The 12,902-nt window shown below is 65.0% G+C and carries 23 protein-coding genes and 1 riboswitch; of the genes, 16 read left to right on the top strand and 7 right to left on the bottom strand.

What is annotated here, in order from left to right; genetic code table 11:
* Nucleotides 1-21: 21 nt before the first annotated feature.
* Nucleotides 22-83, top strand: a riboswitch (Fluoride riboswitch).
* A 90-nt stretch (nucleotides 84-173) separates the two neighbouring features.
* A complete protein-coding gene (crcB, locus tag FNA67_RS01060; RefSeq protein ID WP_147654754.1) occupies nucleotides 174-560 on the top strand; it encodes a fluoride efflux transporter CrcB in 387 nt (128 codons plus the stop codon).
* Nucleotides 561-583: 23 nt separating this feature from the next.
* The gene (locus FNA67_RS01065) at nucleotides 584-904 is read left to right on the top strand and encodes a YnfA family protein (RefSeq protein ID WP_147658105.1); all 321 of its coding nucleotides are present in this window, start codon (nucleotides 584-586) and stop codon (nucleotides 902-904) included.
* A 3-nt stretch (nucleotides 905-907) separates the two neighbouring features.
* Here FNA67_RS01065 and FNA67_RS01070 read toward each other — a convergent pair whose 3' ends face one another.
* From FNA67_RS01070 to FNA67_RS01100, 7 genes are all read right to left on the bottom strand, one after another.
* Complete coding sequence (locus FNA67_RS01070) at nucleotides 908-1,405, bottom strand: hypothetical protein (protein ID WP_147654755.1); 498 nt, start codon at nucleotides 1,403-1,405, stop codon at nucleotides 908-910.
* Nucleotides 1,402-1,614, bottom strand: a complete 213-nt coding sequence (locus FNA67_RS01075; protein ID WP_147654756.1) for a hypothetical protein — start codon at nucleotides 1,612-1,614, stop codon at nucleotides 1,402-1,404. The genes FNA67_RS01070 and FNA67_RS01075 overlap by 4 nt, the downstream gene beginning before the upstream one ends.
* Before the next feature lie 40 nt (nucleotides 1,615-1,654).
* Nucleotides 1,655-1,879, bottom strand: coding sequence for a hypothetical protein (locus FNA67_RS01080; protein WP_147654757.1), 225 nt, complete (start codon nucleotides 1,877-1,879; stop codon nucleotides 1,655-1,657).
* Nucleotides 1,876-2,679 carry a hypothetical protein gene (locus FNA67_RS01085; protein ID WP_147654758.1) on the bottom strand — a complete coding sequence of 268 codons (804 nt, stop codon included), beginning with the start codon at nucleotides 2,677-2,679 and terminating at the stop codon, nucleotides 1,876-1,878. Before FNA67_RS01085 ends, FNA67_RS01080 begins: the two co-directional genes overlap by 4 nt.
* The gene (locus FNA67_RS01090; RefSeq protein WP_147654759.1) at nucleotides 2,673-2,870 is read right to left on the bottom strand and encodes a hypothetical protein; all 198 of its coding nucleotides are present in this window, start codon (nucleotides 2,868-2,870) and stop codon (nucleotides 2,673-2,675) included. Before FNA67_RS01090 ends, FNA67_RS01085 begins: the two co-directional genes overlap by 7 nt.
* Nucleotides 2,870-3,283, bottom strand: coding sequence for a hypothetical protein (locus FNA67_RS01095; RefSeq protein WP_147654760.1), 414 nt, complete (start codon nucleotides 3,281-3,283; stop codon nucleotides 2,870-2,872). Before FNA67_RS01095 ends, FNA67_RS01090 begins: the two co-directional genes overlap by 1 nt.
* 88 nt (nucleotides 3,284-3,371) lie before the next feature.
* Nucleotides 3,372-3,812, bottom strand: a complete 441-nt coding sequence (locus FNA67_RS01100) for a helix-turn-helix domain-containing protein (protein WP_147654761.1) — start codon at nucleotides 3,810-3,812, stop codon at nucleotides 3,372-3,374.
* On the opposite strand from FNA67_RS01100, the gene FNA67_RS22435 reads away from it, so the two are divergent.
* The 14 genes from FNA67_RS22435 (at nucleotide 3,811) to FNA67_RS01170 (ending at nucleotide 12,899) form a co-directional block, all read left to right on the top strand.
* Nucleotides 3,811-4,023 (top strand): helix-turn-helix transcriptional regulator, encoded by a 213-nt coding sequence (locus tag FNA67_RS22435; RefSeq protein ID WP_147654762.1) that lies wholly within the window; start codon nucleotides 3,811-3,813, stop codon nucleotides 4,021-4,023. The genes FNA67_RS01100 and FNA67_RS22435 overlap by 2 nt on opposite strands.
* Before the next feature lie 169 nt (nucleotides 4,024-4,192).
* Nucleotides 4,193-4,753, top strand: a complete 561-nt coding sequence (locus tag FNA67_RS01110; protein ID WP_147654763.1) for a hypothetical protein — start codon at nucleotides 4,193-4,195, stop codon at nucleotides 4,751-4,753.
* Nucleotides 4,753-5,238 (top strand): phage regulatory CII family protein, encoded by a 486-nt coding sequence (locus tag FNA67_RS01115; protein ID WP_147654764.1) that lies wholly within the window; start codon nucleotides 4,753-4,755, stop codon nucleotides 5,236-5,238. Before FNA67_RS01110 ends, FNA67_RS01115 begins: the two co-directional genes overlap by 1 nt.
* Complete coding sequence (locus tag FNA67_RS01120) at nucleotides 5,235-5,516, top strand: hypothetical protein (RefSeq protein ID WP_147654765.1); 282 nt, start codon at nucleotides 5,235-5,237, stop codon at nucleotides 5,514-5,516. The genes FNA67_RS01115 and FNA67_RS01120 overlap by 4 nt, the downstream gene beginning before the upstream one ends.
* A complete protein-coding gene (locus FNA67_RS22160; protein ID WP_244616431.1) occupies nucleotides 5,513-7,159 on the top strand; it encodes an MT-A70 family methyltransferase in 1,647 nt (548 codons plus the stop codon). Before FNA67_RS01120 ends, FNA67_RS22160 begins: the two co-directional genes overlap by 4 nt.
* Nucleotides 7,156-7,488, top strand: coding sequence for a hypothetical protein (locus FNA67_RS01130; protein ID WP_147654766.1), 333 nt, complete (start codon nucleotides 7,156-7,158; stop codon nucleotides 7,486-7,488). Before FNA67_RS22160 ends, FNA67_RS01130 begins: the two co-directional genes overlap by 4 nt.
* Entirely contained in the window at nucleotides 7,485-8,579 is a 1,095-nt protein-coding gene (locus tag FNA67_RS01135; RefSeq protein WP_147654767.1) for a DUF5131 family protein, read from the top strand. Before FNA67_RS01130 ends, FNA67_RS01135 begins: the two co-directional genes overlap by 4 nt.
* Nucleotides 8,576-8,905, top strand: a complete 330-nt coding sequence (locus FNA67_RS01140) for a hypothetical protein (RefSeq protein WP_147654768.1) — start codon at nucleotides 8,576-8,578, stop codon at nucleotides 8,903-8,905. Before FNA67_RS01135 ends, FNA67_RS01140 begins: the two co-directional genes overlap by 4 nt.
* 6 nt (nucleotides 8,906-8,911) lie before the next feature.
* Entirely contained in the window at nucleotides 8,912-9,781 is an 870-nt protein-coding gene (locus FNA67_RS01145) for a DUF2303 family protein (RefSeq protein ID WP_147654769.1), read from the top strand.
* 62 nt (nucleotides 9,782-9,843) lie between these two features.
* A complete protein-coding gene (locus FNA67_RS01150) occupies nucleotides 9,844-10,251 on the top strand; it encodes an ASCH domain-containing protein (protein ID WP_244616432.1) in 408 nt (135 codons plus the stop codon).
* Nucleotides 10,251-10,484 (top strand): hypothetical protein, encoded by a 234-nt coding sequence (locus tag FNA67_RS01155; protein ID WP_147654770.1) that lies wholly within the window; start codon nucleotides 10,251-10,253, stop codon nucleotides 10,482-10,484. Before FNA67_RS01150 ends, FNA67_RS01155 begins: the two co-directional genes overlap by 1 nt.
* The gene (locus tag FNA67_RS01160) at nucleotides 10,484-12,433 is read left to right on the top strand and encodes a DNA cytosine methyltransferase (RefSeq protein WP_147654771.1); all 1,950 of its coding nucleotides are present in this window, start codon (nucleotides 10,484-10,486) and stop codon (nucleotides 12,431-12,433) included. Before FNA67_RS01155 ends, FNA67_RS01160 begins: the two co-directional genes overlap by 1 nt.
* Nucleotides 12,430-12,645, top strand: coding sequence for a hypothetical protein (locus tag FNA67_RS01165; protein WP_049707338.1), 216 nt, complete (start codon nucleotides 12,430-12,432; stop codon nucleotides 12,643-12,645). The genes FNA67_RS01160 and FNA67_RS01165 overlap by 4 nt, the downstream gene beginning before the upstream one ends.
* A complete protein-coding gene (locus FNA67_RS01170; RefSeq protein WP_147654772.1) occupies nucleotides 12,642-12,899 on the top strand; it encodes a hypothetical protein in 258 nt (85 codons plus the stop codon). The genes FNA67_RS01165 and FNA67_RS01170 overlap by 4 nt, the downstream gene beginning before the upstream one ends.
* Nucleotides 12,900-12,902 lie beyond the last annotated feature (3 nt).

The raw sequence follows: 12,902 nt of genomic DNA on the forward strand, positions 1-12,902 counted from the left end.
TGTGCGAGCACCAATATACTGGCGGGCGATGGGAATGGGGCTTCCCGATAATCGCCACGGTGGCTGATAGCTCCTGCTGGGCTGAGGCAATGCCTCGGCGATGCGGGAGCGTGCCAAAATACCCGCACCGTCGCGGGTTTTCTGTTGCCTCTGATTTCGAACGGAAGGGCAACATGGGCTATATTATCGTTTTCCTGGGCGCCGGAGTTGGTGGGGCTCTGCGCCACGGCGTGAACCTGCTGGCGGCGCGGTTTCTGGGCCTGGACTTCCCCTACGGGACCCTAGCTGTGAACGTCATCGGCTCGTTCGTGATGGCCGTGATCATCGCGGTTTTCGCCGAGAGTGCCGAGCTGCCTCAAGATCTGCGGCTTTTTCTCACTACGGGCATTCTCGGCGGCTTCACGACATTTTCGACTTTCTCGCTCGATACCATCGTCCTCTTCGAACGGGGCGAAGTGGGAATGGCCTGTCTATATGTGGGGCTATCCTTGGGTCTTTCGCTGGGTGCTCTGTTCGGTGGGCTCTTGCTCGCGCGCTCCTTTCTCGCACCGGTGGGGTGAGGGGCCGCGTGACGATCCACCTAATGGCCGCGATCATCTATGCTGGAGCGGCCCTGGCCGAGATTGGGGGATGCTTTGCATTCTGGGCATGGCTGCGGCAAGGGCAGTCGCCTATCTGGCTCCTGGCGGGCATACCAGCCCTGATGATCTTCGCCTGGTTGCTGACATTGGCGCCGGCCGAACACGCGGGGCGAGCTTTTGCTGCCTATGGCGGGGTCTACGTTGCAGCGTCACTGGTCTGGCTTTGGCTGGTCGAGCGGCGCCCGCCTGATCCGTGGGACCTAGCGGGCGGAGCGCTGGTGCTGTTCGGGGCGGGCGTGATCCTTTTCGCGCCCCGGGGCTGATTCTCAGCGGAACCCCCTCAATGCCGCTGCGCGCAGCGCAACCTGCATGACGATGATACGTCCACCGCGCCACTCGGCGGCGTCGGTGTCCTGGGGGCCGAAGTCCGACCAGGGCGAAGTCTCGCCCATCTGGGCGGCCTCTTCTCGATCATGCTCGCGCGCGGCGGCTTCGGCGGTCTCCTCGCTGATGACAAGGGCGTCGGGGATCAGGGCGTGCCAGCGCTTGTAGCCTTCGAACTTCTTCTCGATGCGATCGTCATCGGGCGTGATGCCCAGCCGAACTTCGATCATCGTCATGCAGGCGATGACGTCTGCCATTTCATCCGCCATCAGGTCGGCATTGGGGCGGTTCTTGTCCGGATCGACCTGCTCGAGACCGTGGCTGATGCATCGTGCGGCGCGGCCGGCGAGCTCGTTGCACTCCTCGATGAGCTTGGACAGCATGGCCAGGCGGAACGGGTCTTGCTCGGGAACCCACGGCGAGATCTTGCCTTCGGTCAATTGACGCCTCCCGTGCGGAGGATGAGGCCGATATAGATGGCGAAGCCGAAGACAAGGCATATGGCGGCGAGCCAGAGGATTTCGCGCGCAGTTGCGGGCGGGCTTGTCGCCACTGCCGCCTTGTCCCGCTTGAGCAGGATTCCGGTGCCGTTGCTGGTGATGTGGATCATGTCGGCCGCGTCTTCGTCGGCCGGGGCTGTGCTGGACATGATTGACTCCTTGCTGGCGAGGCTGATCGCCGCCGCCTCGCTATTCGGCGGCGCCATTCTTGAGGCGGCTCATGAGCCGCTCCCTGATGGCATCCTTGGAAAGCTCCCGGGCCCTGGCCTCGGCCAGCGCAGCCTCGAGGTACTCGGCATAGGGCAGGTAGACGTGCCCGCTCTTGCCGGCGCGGTGCACGATAACCGCCAGCCGGTCGAGGCATCGCTCGATCCGTTCGGCGCTGACGTGTTCACCGGCCGGCGCGGGTTTCATGGCCGCACGAGTCCGTACTGGGCGATGTCGCGCTTGAGCGCGCCGAGGAAGGCGGCCTCGGCGTCGGGCCAGGCGAGCGGCTTGATCGAGCGGATGCGCTTGAAGGGTGGTGTCTCGAAGGGCGCGGCGCCGTTGGCGTGCGGAATGAGCAGTTTCCATTCGGTGGCCAGGGCAACCTCGTCGGCGTGGGCTACGGCTGCGGCCACCTCCGGGGATGGCGGCAGCAGGCAGAGGGCCTCGAGGATGGCGCTGTCGACCTCGGCCTTGATATCGGCCACCGCCTTGCGCACCCCGGGCCAGTCGAGCGCCAGGCGCGCCACGATCGGCCGGATCTTGTCGCCGACGACGTATTCGTGGCCGTCATGGAGGCGGGCATGGATCACGTCCCCGGCAAGGGCCGGGTAGAGCGTCACGAAGATATCGGCCACGAGGTTGGAATGCTGGGCCACCGAGATCGGCAGCTCGGTGGCGCCAGCCCAGCGATTGATGATCGCCAGCCCGTGCGCCATCGCCTCGATCGAGATCGTCGAAGCCTGCGGCGCCGCCAGGTCGACAATGCCGGTGAAGGTGGCCACCGGAATGAAGGCGCGCTGCTTTAGCCGGCTGCGGCCCGCCTCGGTGATGGCGAAGTCGAGAAAGTGGACCTGGCGCGCCTGCCCCAGGCGTTCCAGGCGGGATGCAACCGCCCTGGTCGAAGAATGGGTGGCGATCACGCGGCCGCGGGCGAGTTGGGCGAGCAGCTGCAGCTCCTCGTCGACCGGATCGGCGTCCGCGGCTTCCTGAGCCGATGTCGTCAGCACGGGGCATCCTCCCGGATGACCTTCGTCTTGTGGATGTGGATGCGCTGGCTCTGGGCCTTGGCCCGGGCGAGCATGCGCTCGCGCGCATCGGCGGGGCTGGCGGCCTGCAGGTCGGCAGTTTGAGGCGTCCGCCTGGCGTCGGCGAGCAGATCGTAATGGACGCGGAAGTAGACCAGGGGGTGCGTATCCATCACGCACCCCGCGGCGGCTCGGAGCCCGCAAAGTCATCCGAAGCAAGAGCTATCGCCTCGGGCAGCAGATCCTCGATCTCGCGATGCGTAAACGCGTTCGACTGGAGACAGGCAACGATGATGAGCTTGTCGGGAAAGAGATCGAGGATGGCTCTGCGTGCCAGGTCGAGCCGCTTGGGGCGATCGTAGCGAGGCGCGTCCCTCACCATCTCATTTCGGGCGGCGTCGATAGCCTTGGAGGCCAATGCGCCGATCTGTTCTTTCGTGAAATCGCGAAGGAGCAAATCCTCATCGGATACGCCGACGCCCTGGCCACGCAGCTCCTTCAGCGTCTCAACCATGCGCCGGAACTCGGCGTTATCGTTGATCGGCAAGGTCGAAGTTAGAAAAGATTGCGGATGCGCATCAAGCATCTACGTTCACTCCCGACGGTTTTCGTTCGGCAGTGATGGTTGCGTTTAATGCAACATATGTCAATTACGAAAGTTGCGTGAAGCGCAACTAGAGTGCCTTCTTGTCCTTCGTCTCGCGTGGAAACGCCGCTTCCAGCGTTTGCTTGATGCGGGTTAGCTCGTCAAGCGACCTCTCCTGGAGGAACCTAACCATCCAATCGTCGTCCGGGTGGCGGAACAATCCTGTTACCTCGGTCGAAAAGAGCGCCGCGAGAGGCTCAAGGTACTTCTCCGAGGGCAATGAGCCGGAAAACCAGCGCGACACCACTGATTTGTCCGCCCCGATCTCTCGGACGATGTCGGCCTGCGAAAGGCCACGCTTCTCGGCCCACTCAACAATGAAGTGAATGCGGGGTGGGGTCTTGTCGCCGTGGATCGTATTGAGTTTCGCCATGCGCAACTGTATGGCCGCAGCAAGATTGGCGTCGTTAGCACCAAACGCAAGGTTGCGCTTGACGCAACGTTGCGTTTGACGCAACCTAGCCAACATGGAACACCCGCTTCGTATTGCTCGATCTGCCGCCAAACGCAGTGTTGAAGATGTCGCTCTCGAGGCGGGCGTCACCAAGTCCACGATATCTCGTGTCGAGACCTGGATGTCTGACCCGTCGGTCAGCCTCATCCGAACCCTGTGCGTGATGTTTCCCAGCTTGACGCCCAATGACTTCATCATTGTGGCCGAACGGAGCGAACATACGTGAGCTTGTCATTGCTCTTCGCGCTCCGTGGTGTGCCCGGACAACAGCGCGCCGTCGTCGGCGCTCTGCTGCCCTGGCGCCGTGGCGAGTGGTGTCCAGGGATCTTCCTGCTCAACTTGGCGGGCGGGCTGAGCCCCAGGCAGCCTGCCCGTCCTCTTGAGGGAGGCGCACGATGAGCCGATCACTGTTCCGTCGCCTTTCCGACGCCTGGTGGGCGTTCCGGACCGGCCATAGCCGACGGGACGAGGAGCGCGCCCTGGACCGCCGATTCTATCTGGTGGCGCGCAGGTTGCTGCGGCGTCAAATGTCGGCGGAATCGCTGATCCTGCGCTCATTTGATGCCGTGACCGGCGTCAGCCTCTATCCGCCGGAAGAGGTCGATAGCCTTCGCAAGCCCGCTTTCTCGACACAGGTCATGGTCGATCTTTGCCTCAGCCGGCAGCAATTGCCGCAGGTTGACGTGGGGCGTGAAATTCTGCGTCGCGCGCGCCAGCGCTTTCACGAGAGCCTGCCGCCTGCCGGCATCGCGCGCGACGATCTCGCCGGCCAACTCGCGGCAGATGGCGAGCAGGGCTCTGTTGCAGATAGCCTCGATGACGAGCTGTTCCTCGGTCGTGGGGATTGCCATGGCGTGCTCCGTTCTTCCGCCCTGTTTGGCGCAGTGCGGCAGGCTTTGCACCGTATAAATGCAGGCGATTTCATACATCGCTGCCAGAAGTGGTGGCGGCGATGATGGCGCGACGCCTCCCAAATCAGACCTATGGCCTCTTCAAGGCGCGGTTCGACCAGTTGCTGGATCGGTTCGGCGGCTCGACCGGCGCGGCAGGCTATACCCGTCTTTCCCAGCCCGACCTGAGCCGCTGCGCCTCCACCAGCGAGCACAATGCGGACCGGTTCGTCGCGATCGACGTCCTGGCGGATCTCGAAGACGCTGCCGGCGACCCCGTGGTCAGCCGCGAATTGTGCGCGCGCCTCGGCTTCCTGGTGGTGCCGCTGCCGAAAGGCGAGGGGCCTGCCCAGGTGCTCAAGGCCAGCGGTCGCTCGGCATCAGAAATGGGCAAGCTCATGGTCGAGGTCGGCGCGGCACTCGCCGACGGCCGCATCGATCTGCGCGAGGCCAACGCCATCCTCAAGGGCGTCAACCAGGTCATGATCGACCTCGCCCACCTCGCCGAGAGCGTCCGCCAGGAAGCCTTTCGAGAGGAGGAGCGGTCATGATGAAGTCGCGGCCCAGCCGGGCATCGCAGATCGTGGACGCACGCCGCCGCAGGCGCGCGCATTCGGGCAGGCTCGAATGCGTGGTGCACTACGGCATCAACGGCGATGACCTGTTCGAAATCGGCCATGCCGGTTATCCGGTGCCGCTGCTCATCGACCGTCAGGGGCTGCTCGAGCTCAAAGGGCTTCTGGCCGAGGCCGAGGAAAAATCCGAAGAGGCCGACCGTCGCGGGGCCGCTGCGCGCATGTTCGAGCGCTCGGAAAGGCTGCGCCCATGAGCCTGCCTTACCACCAATACGCCAACCTCTTTCCGCTGATCGAAGGGCGTGAATTCAGCGAGCTCGTGGCCGACATTCGCGAGAATGGCCTGCTCGACCCGATCGTGATGCTCGATGGCCGCATTCTCGACGGACGCAACCGTTTTCGGGCCATGCTGACCGCCGGCCTGCTGTCGGACGATGATCTGAACAGTGCGCGCAAGGGCTTCTCCAACCGGACTTTCCGGCAGTTCGTGCCCGAGACCCAAGGCGATCCATTGACCTGGGTGCTCTCGAAGAACCTGCGCCGTCGCCACCTCACGCCCGGCCAGTTGGGCATGCTCGGCGCCGATATCGCCACCATGCGCCAGGGCGAGCGCACCGACCGCAAGCCCGACCTTCCCGCAATTGAGGGAAGGTCCGAACCCAGCCAGCCCGTCAGCCAGGCGCAGGCGGCCCAGATCGTCGGCACGCCCGTGGCCAATGTCGAGCGCGCCCAGGCGGTCAAGAAGAGCGGTGCTCCCGAGCTGGTCGAGAGCGTGCGCAAGGGCGATGTTGCGGTGTCCGCGGCGCTCGAAATTGCCAAGCTTCCCGTCACCGAGCAGCTCAACGTGCTGCGCACGGCCGATCCGCGGGCCCTGGCGCGTATTGCCAAGGAGCGCCGGCAGGAAGTGCAGGAGGGCAAGCGCGCGCGCCGCGAGGAGCGGGAGCGGGAGCTGGCCGAAAAGGTGATGGCGCTTCCGGACCGGAAGTATGTGGTGATCCTGGCGGATCCCGAATGGCAGTTCCGTGTCTATTCGCAGGCCAGCGGCATGGATCGGGCGGCCGACAACCACTACCCGACCTCACCGACCGATGAGATCGCCGCGCGTGACGTGCGCTCGATCGCCGCCGAGGACAGCGTGCTGCTGCTCTGGGCGACCGTTCCGATGCTGCTCGACGCCATCCGCGTAATGGAGGCGTGGGGCTTTGCCTACAAGACCCATTGGATATGGCTCAAGGATCAACTGGGCACGGGTTTCTGGAACCGCAACCAGCACGAGCTGCTGCTGCTCGGCGTTCGGGGTGCGCCGCCGGCGCCGGCAATGGGCGATCAGTTCCGCTCTGCCCTGGCCCATCCGGTTGGCGCTCACTCCGAGAAGCCGCCCTTCGCGCACGAGATCGCCGAGCGCTACTTCCCGAACGTTCCCAAGATCGAACTCAATGCCCGCCAGGCACGCCCCGGTTGGGCCGCATGGGGCCTCGAGGCCCCTCTCGAAACCCCGGTCGCCGACATCCCCTCGTCGGCGCCGCACGGGGAGGGGTTCCCCTCATCCCTCCCCGATCCTTCCCAAGCGAAAGCTTCCACGGGCAACGGCGCGACCGAAGCGGCTGCGGCGATTGAAGAGCCGCTCGACAGCGTGGCGGGAGAAGCGAGTAGGGCGAGCGTCGGCGCCGGTACCGACGCATCCGCATTCAAGTCGACGCCCGCCACCGATGCCGTGATCAAGGCGGCCTACGGGGTTGGCGCGGTCGACCTCTCCGCGCTCGCCGGACAATTGGGCGCGACCAAGCTGCAGGTGCGCCGCCGGGCCAACCAGCTTGGCCTGAGCAGCCGCGAGCGCCAGCGCGCCGCAGTCACGGAATCCAACAAGCGTCGAAGCAAAACGGGAGGGGCACAGTGACCCTGCTTTACGATCCTTTCATCCCCACGACGGGCGCGCCGCGCCGCCCCACCCGCATGGAGCTGCCGGCCGCAGGGCCGGCGCGCCATGCCCGGAACGTGCGGGCGCGCACCACCAGCCGCTTCATGCTGCGGGCCCCGAGCGGCGAATATGTCCGCTTCGACCTCGGCGGCCTGGTGACGCGGCGCGATCATGCCTGGATCGGCTTCGCTTCCGAACTGGAAGCTGTGCGCCGCAAGCATCCTGAAATGGCCGCTTATGCGGTGATCGTCGTCAAACCCCCGGCACGGCCGATCAACTACTTCGTCGGCAAGCGGGGGCCGCGGTGAGCGACCGCACGGGCATAGAGTGGACCGAGGCCACGTGGAATCCGCTGCGTGGCTGCTCGCGCGTGAGCGAGGGGTGCCGGCATTGCTATGCCGAAGGCATCGCTGCGCGGTTCTCCGCCCCCGGCCAACCCTATGACGGGCTGGCTCGGCTCGTCACGCGCCCGGGTGGCACGAGCGAGGCGCGATGGGCCGGCAAGGTGGTGCTGGCTCCCGAGAGCGCGCTCAAGCAGCCGCTCCGCTGGACGCGGCCGCGGCTGATCTTCGTCAATTCCATGAGCGACCTCTTCCACGAGGCGGTGCCGGATGAATGGATCGACCAGGTGTTCGCCGTCATGGCGGCGGCGACCTGCCACACTTTCCAGATCCTGACCAAGCGCCCCGAGCGCATGCGGGCCTACATTTCCAGCCCGGCGACGGTCGATCGCATCCTGATGCGGGCACGCGAGCTCGATCCGGCGCTCTGGTATCTGGACTGGCCGATGCCGAACGTCTGGCTGGGCACCAGCATCGAAGATCAGCCGACGGCCGATACCCGGATTCCCTACCTGCGCCGCACGCCGGCAGCGGTGCGCTTCGTCAGCGCAGAGCCGCTTCTTGCTCCGGTCGATCTCTTCGCAGCGCTGGGCGTGTCGGTGCACCACCACCCGGCCAACCGCCAGACGACGGCGCTCAACGCCCTGGTGATCACGGCGGCGGGCCGCGCCCTGCAGGAAAGCGGCGGGTCCCGTATTCACCAGGTGATCGTTGGCGGCGAGAGCGGCCGGCGTGCGCGTCCGATGCATCCGGCCTGGGCCCGACTGCTGCGCGACCAGTGCAAGGCGGGCGGCATCGCCTTCTTCTTCAAGCAATGGGGTGAGTGGACCGACGCCGACGTCGCTTTCGACGGTGCCGCACCGCACCCGCTCAATTTTGCCGATGCCGGGCGCTTGGCCGAGCAGCTGGGCGTGCCGTTCGAGCATCACTCCGATGGTTCGACCCTGGTGCGCGTCGGCAAGCGCAAGGCCGGCCGGCTGCTCGATGGCGTGCTGCACGACGCCATGCCTGCTCCCCTCAACCCTCAATCGGCCTCACACGAAAGGATCTGGGCATGAAGTCCGCTATCCAACTCATCCGGGAGGCTGATCGCGGTCAGCTTCTCACCGACATGGAGGGTGCCCTCCAGGAGATCGTCAACGCCATGGAGCTCTATGGCGGCACCGGCGACATGACCATCAAGCTCAAGGTCAAGAAAAAGGGCGACGCCTACATGATCGGCAGTGAGCTCAAGTTCACCGTGCCGCAGCCGCCCCGCATCGAAGCGATGTTCTTCTTCGATGCCGACGAGGGTGAGTTCACCCGCCGCGACCCCCGCCAACCCCAGATCCCGTCAGTCGTCCAAGCCGCCGATTTCAATCCGCGGCGCAACCCAACGGAGTAACAGCCTATGGCTCCCAAACCTGAAAGTGCCGCCCAGCAGCTCGCCTCGGAGATCAGTCTTTCCGGCGACGTTGCTGCCATTCTCGATATCGGGCGGACCGTCGCCGCGCCCGTTGTCGTCGCCAGGCCCGACGGGGCGCAGATGCTGGTCTATGGCAAGGACCTTACTGCCCAGGTCATGCCGGCGCTCAACCTCATGCTTCCCGAGCGGGTAACCCAGCGCGAGGTGCTGGTCGAGCCGGCGTCGTTCGTCGATTATCTCATCCGCTTCAAGTCGACGACGGCGATCTGCCGCGCCTCGCTCTCCAAGAACTCGATCGAGGCCGTGCTCGACTATCATGGCCCCTCACGCACCGACACTGCCGATGGCGCAGTCCCGCAGCCGCTTTCCCATATCGTTGTTCTCGAGTGTCCGTTCGACATCGACTATGCGCGCTGGCGCGACGTGTTCGGCAAGCAGCTCAAGCAGGGCGAACTGGTCGAGCTGCTCGAGGACATGATCCACACGATCGGTGAGCCCTTCGCGGCCGATCTCATGGATTCGATCAACGAACTCAAGGTCGACCGCTCGATCAAGTTCAAGTCGGGCATCAACCAGACCAACGGCACCGTCCGCCTGACCTACGAGGAAAACGACACCGACGCGGGTGGCGTCGGCCAGGTGACCCTGCCACAGGAACTCAAGCTCATCGTGCCGGTGTTCCAGGGCGGCAATCCGGTCGAGATCGTGGCGAAGCTTCGCTACCGGCTCGATCGCGGCGCCATCGGCTTCATCGTGGCGGTTCCCGGGCTCGACAAGCTCGAACGCGACCAGTTCCGCAATATCGGCGAGCTCGTTCGCGAAAAGACCAATACCCCGGTCTACTACGCCGCCTAGCGCGGGCCTCGGCCCGCGTGCATGCCATGCGGGCCCTCATTCTTCCTTCCTTGGGGGCGGCATTGAACGATCTTCCGGAGATGGCGCTGTCGATACGGCAGCCTTGGTGCTGGGCCATTCTTGAGGCCGGCAAGGATATCGAAAATCGCAGCTGGTGGACGTCGCGGCGCGGGCCGATCTGCATCCATGCCAGCAGCGGCATGACGGGCTTCGAATACGAGGATTGCCTGGCGACCCTGCACGGGATCAGCGCCAGCCATCCGTTCGCCCCGGGCCTCAGGTTGCCCGCCTTCGATGATCTGCAGCGCGGTGGCATCGTGGGCGTGGTTGATATCGTCGATGTGGTCACGCGCAGCGCCAGCCCGTGGTTCTTTGGCAATTACGGCTTCGTGCTGGCCAATGCTCGCGCCGTCCCCTTCGTGCCCGTGAAGGGCAAGCAGGGATTCTTCCGCTGGCAGGAGCGGCTCTGATGGCGAAGCTTTCTCTCTGGCTGCATCGCGAGGAGCGCGATGCCTGGCTCGTCTCGCGCTCCGGCCTAGGCGCAGGCGTCTATCTGCCCAAGTCGCAGATCGCCCTCGATGAGGGGCACCCGCTGCCGCTCGCCGGCCCCGTGGGGCCTGTCGTCATCGTCCTGCCCGATTGGCTGGCGGAGGATCGTGGCCTCGTCGACCGCGAGGACGAAGCGCAGGGAGGGTTGTTCTGATGAACAAGTTTCTCCCGTCTCAGAATTGGGCGCTCGACGATCGCATGACCGTGGTGCTGTTCGCCGGCATGGGCGGCGGCTGTGACGGACTCGAGGACGCCGGCTTCCATGTGCACCTGGCGATCAACCACGACCCGCTGGCGATTGCGGTTCATGAAGCGCGCCACCCTCACACCACACATATGCGCTGCGACGTGTTCGAGGTGGATCCGCGCACGGCCACGCGCGGAAGAGGTGTCCGTGTCCTCCATGCCTCTCCCGACTGCACGCACTTCTCGGTCGCCAAGGGCAGCAAGCCTGTCAGCAAACGGCGTCGTTCTCTCGCCTGGGTGGTCATCCGTTGGGCTGGTCAGGTTCGGCCGGAAGTCATCACGCTGGAGAACGTGCGCGAAATCCAGACCTGGGGGCCGCTAATCGCCAAGCGCGACAAGAAGACAGGTCGTGTGCTCAAGCTGGACAAAACCGTTGCGGCCAAGGGCGAGCGCGTCCCGGTGGAGCAGCAATGGCTGGTGCCCGATCCGCGCCATAAGGGGCGCATCTGGAAAGCTTGGCTCAAGCACCTCGCTGCGCTCGGCTATAGCTTCGATGGCCAGGTGCTGGTCTGCGCCGACTATGGTGTTCCCACGATCCGGAAGCGGTTCTTCGGCGTGGCCAAGGCTGATGGCTCGTCCATTGCCTGGCCGGAACGCACCCATGCCCCGCGTAAGCTGGCCAGGAAGCTCAAGCTCAAACCTTGGGTCGGCGCGCACACGATCATCGACTGGTCGTTGTCCATGAAGTCCATCTTCGATCGCAAGAAGCCGCTCGCCGACGCCACGCTTCGTCGGATAGCTCGCGGCGTCATTCGCTACGTGATCGATGCGCAAGACCCATTCATCGTGCCGATTTGCCAGACGGGAAGCACCACGTCGGGGCGGCCCTCTTCTGAGCCGCTAGGCACACTCACATGTGCCAAGGGGGGCGAGATGATGCTGATTTCGCCCCGACTGAGCCCGAACGCCAACCGCATTCATGAGGAGTTCGATCGAATCGGAATTGCCAGGCCGCTGGTCGTTGACACCGCCCACGGCGAGGGTATGGGGCGAGGTGTTTCTGAATGGCCTGCGGAGGAGCCTTTGCGCACCCTCTCGGCCAGTCCTGGTAAGGCTGTCGCCGCGGTGCATCTGGCGAAGTTCTCCGAAAACGCCGCCGGATTTGACCCGCGAGAGCCGCTGAATACCATCATGGCGGGAGGCCAGGGGCACGCGGTCATTGCTGCCACCATGGTCCAAACCGGTTACGGCGAGCGCGACGGTCAGGCACCGCGAAGTCTCGACCTCGGTGAGCCCGCTGGTACGCAGGTCGCCGGCGGTTCGAAGGCGGCGCTCGTCGCCGCGTTCCTTGCCCAGCATAACGCCGATAGCCGCCGCGTAGGCGGCGTCAATCCGGGGAGAGATGCTCACGATCCGCTTGCCACCCTGACGATGCAATCGCAGGTGGGTGTGGGCGCGGTCACCCTTGGGCGTCTGCGCGGCGCCGATGTTGCCGGCCAGGACATCTGCGAGCCGCTTCCTACCCAGACCTGCGGTGGCGGGCATGAAATGCTCATCATGCCGTTCCTCCAAACCTACTACGGCTCGGGCGACAACAATCACAGCGCCCTCGATCCGCTTCATACGGTGACGGTTGGCGATCGGCACGGCCTCGTCACGGTTGAGGTTGATGGCCAGACAATGGTGATCACCGACATCATGATGCGCATGCTCGATTGGAGCGAGGGCGCTCGCGCCCATGGCTTTGAGCCCGAAAGCCTGATGCACGAAATTGAGGTCGTGGATTCTCGCGGTCGCGTCACGCGCCGAAAGCCCAACAAGACCGAATGCGGGCACCTGATCGGCAACTCGGTGCCGCCGCGCATGGTGAGGCTGCTGGCCGAGTGCAACGCTCGTCGGGAGCTCGTAGCAGCATGACCACCTCGCTCGAATGGGGGTTTCGCGAGCTTGATCTGCGGCGCGCCGAGGATGGTCGATTTCCGGTCGAACCGGTGCGTGGCACGGCTGAATGGGATGAGTTCGCGCGGATGAAGCGCGCGCGGGCCCGCCGGCGCAAGGCGATGGGATTCTCGCGGGCCCATGCGCGCTCGTGGGTCAATGAGGCAGCTCGCCGGGAAGGTGGGGCATGAAGACGATGCCGCTGACCCGGTTCACCGCAAATACCCGGGCGATCTGCTACGGGTGCGATGCCGCCTGGCACGGGCCTGCGGGGCCCAGGCAGGCCCGCGACCATGCCTTCGCCACCGGTCATCATGTCGAGGTCGAGACGGCCGTTACGGTCAACTACAACCCGCTCGAGCAGAGCGCGGAAGTAGCCGAAGCCGTCGAGCGAGCGCGTGCTGTGTGGCTCGAATTCGGCGAGCAGGATGGCGCTGCCGCATGACGT

The organism is Youhaiella tibetensis (genome assembly GCF_008000755.1).
Classification (GTDB): Bacteria; Pseudomonadota; Alphaproteobacteria; order Rhizobiales; family Devosiaceae; genus Paradevosia; species Paradevosia tibetensis.

Excerpts from the sequence above, each read along its gene's own strand:
- crcB (WP_147654754.1), top strand. The coding sequence starts at position 174 with ATGGGCTATATTATCGTTTTCCTGGGCGCCGGAGTTGGTGGGGCTCTG.
- FNA67_RS01065 (WP_147658105.1), top strand. The coding sequence starts at position 584 with ATGGCCGCGATCATCTATGCTGGAGCGGCCCTGGCCGAGATTGGGGGA.
- FNA67_RS01075 (WP_147654756.1), bottom strand. The coding sequence starts at position 1,614 with ATGTCCAGCACAGCCCCGGCCGACGAAGACGCGGCCGACATGATCCAC.
- FNA67_RS01080 (WP_147654757.1), bottom strand. The coding sequence starts at position 1,879 with ATGAAACCCGCGCCGGCCGGTGAACACGTCAGCGCCGAACGGATCGAG.
- FNA67_RS01090 (WP_147654759.1), bottom strand. The coding sequence starts at position 2,870 with ATGGATACGCACCCCCTGGTCTACTTCCGCGTCCATTACGATCTGCTC.
- FNA67_RS01095 (WP_147654760.1), bottom strand. The coding sequence starts at position 3,283 with ATGCTTGATGCGCATCCGCAATCTTTTCTAACTTCGACCTTGCCGATC.
- FNA67_RS22435 (WP_147654762.1), top strand. The coding sequence starts at position 3,811 with ATGGAACACCCGCTTCGTATTGCTCGATCTGCCGCCAAACGCAGTGTT.
- FNA67_RS01100 (WP_147654761.1), bottom strand. The coding sequence starts at position 3,812 with ATGTTGGCTAGGTTGCGTCAAACGCAACGTTGCGTCAAGCGCAACCTT.
- FNA67_RS01110 (WP_147654763.1), top strand. The coding sequence starts at position 4,193 with ATGAGCCGATCACTGTTCCGTCGCCTTTCCGACGCCTGGTGGGCGTTC.
- FNA67_RS01115 (WP_147654764.1), top strand. The coding sequence starts at position 4,753 with ATGGCGCGACGCCTCCCAAATCAGACCTATGGCCTCTTCAAGGCGCGG.
- FNA67_RS01120 (WP_147654765.1), top strand. The coding sequence starts at position 5,235 with ATGATGAAGTCGCGGCCCAGCCGGGCATCGCAGATCGTGGACGCACGC.
- FNA67_RS22160 (WP_244616431.1), top strand. The coding sequence starts at position 5,513 with ATGAGCCTGCCTTACCACCAATACGCCAACCTCTTTCCGCTGATCGAA.
- FNA67_RS01140 (WP_147654768.1), top strand. The coding sequence starts at position 8,576 with ATGAAGTCCGCTATCCAACTCATCCGGGAGGCTGATCGCGGTCAGCTT.
- FNA67_RS01145 (WP_147654769.1), top strand. The coding sequence starts at position 8,912 with ATGGCTCCCAAACCTGAAAGTGCCGCCCAGCAGCTCGCCTCGGAGATC.
- FNA67_RS01155 (WP_147654770.1), top strand. The coding sequence starts at position 10,251 with ATGGCGAAGCTTTCTCTCTGGCTGCATCGCGAGGAGCGCGATGCCTGG.
- FNA67_RS01160 (WP_147654771.1), top strand. The coding sequence starts at position 10,484 with ATGAACAAGTTTCTCCCGTCTCAGAATTGGGCGCTCGACGATCGCATG.
- FNA67_RS01165 (WP_049707338.1), top strand. The coding sequence starts at position 12,430 with ATGACCACCTCGCTCGAATGGGGGTTTCGCGAGCTTGATCTGCGGCGC.
- FNA67_RS01170 (WP_147654772.1), top strand. The coding sequence starts at position 12,642 with ATGAAGACGATGCCGCTGACCCGGTTCACCGCAAATACCCGGGCGATC.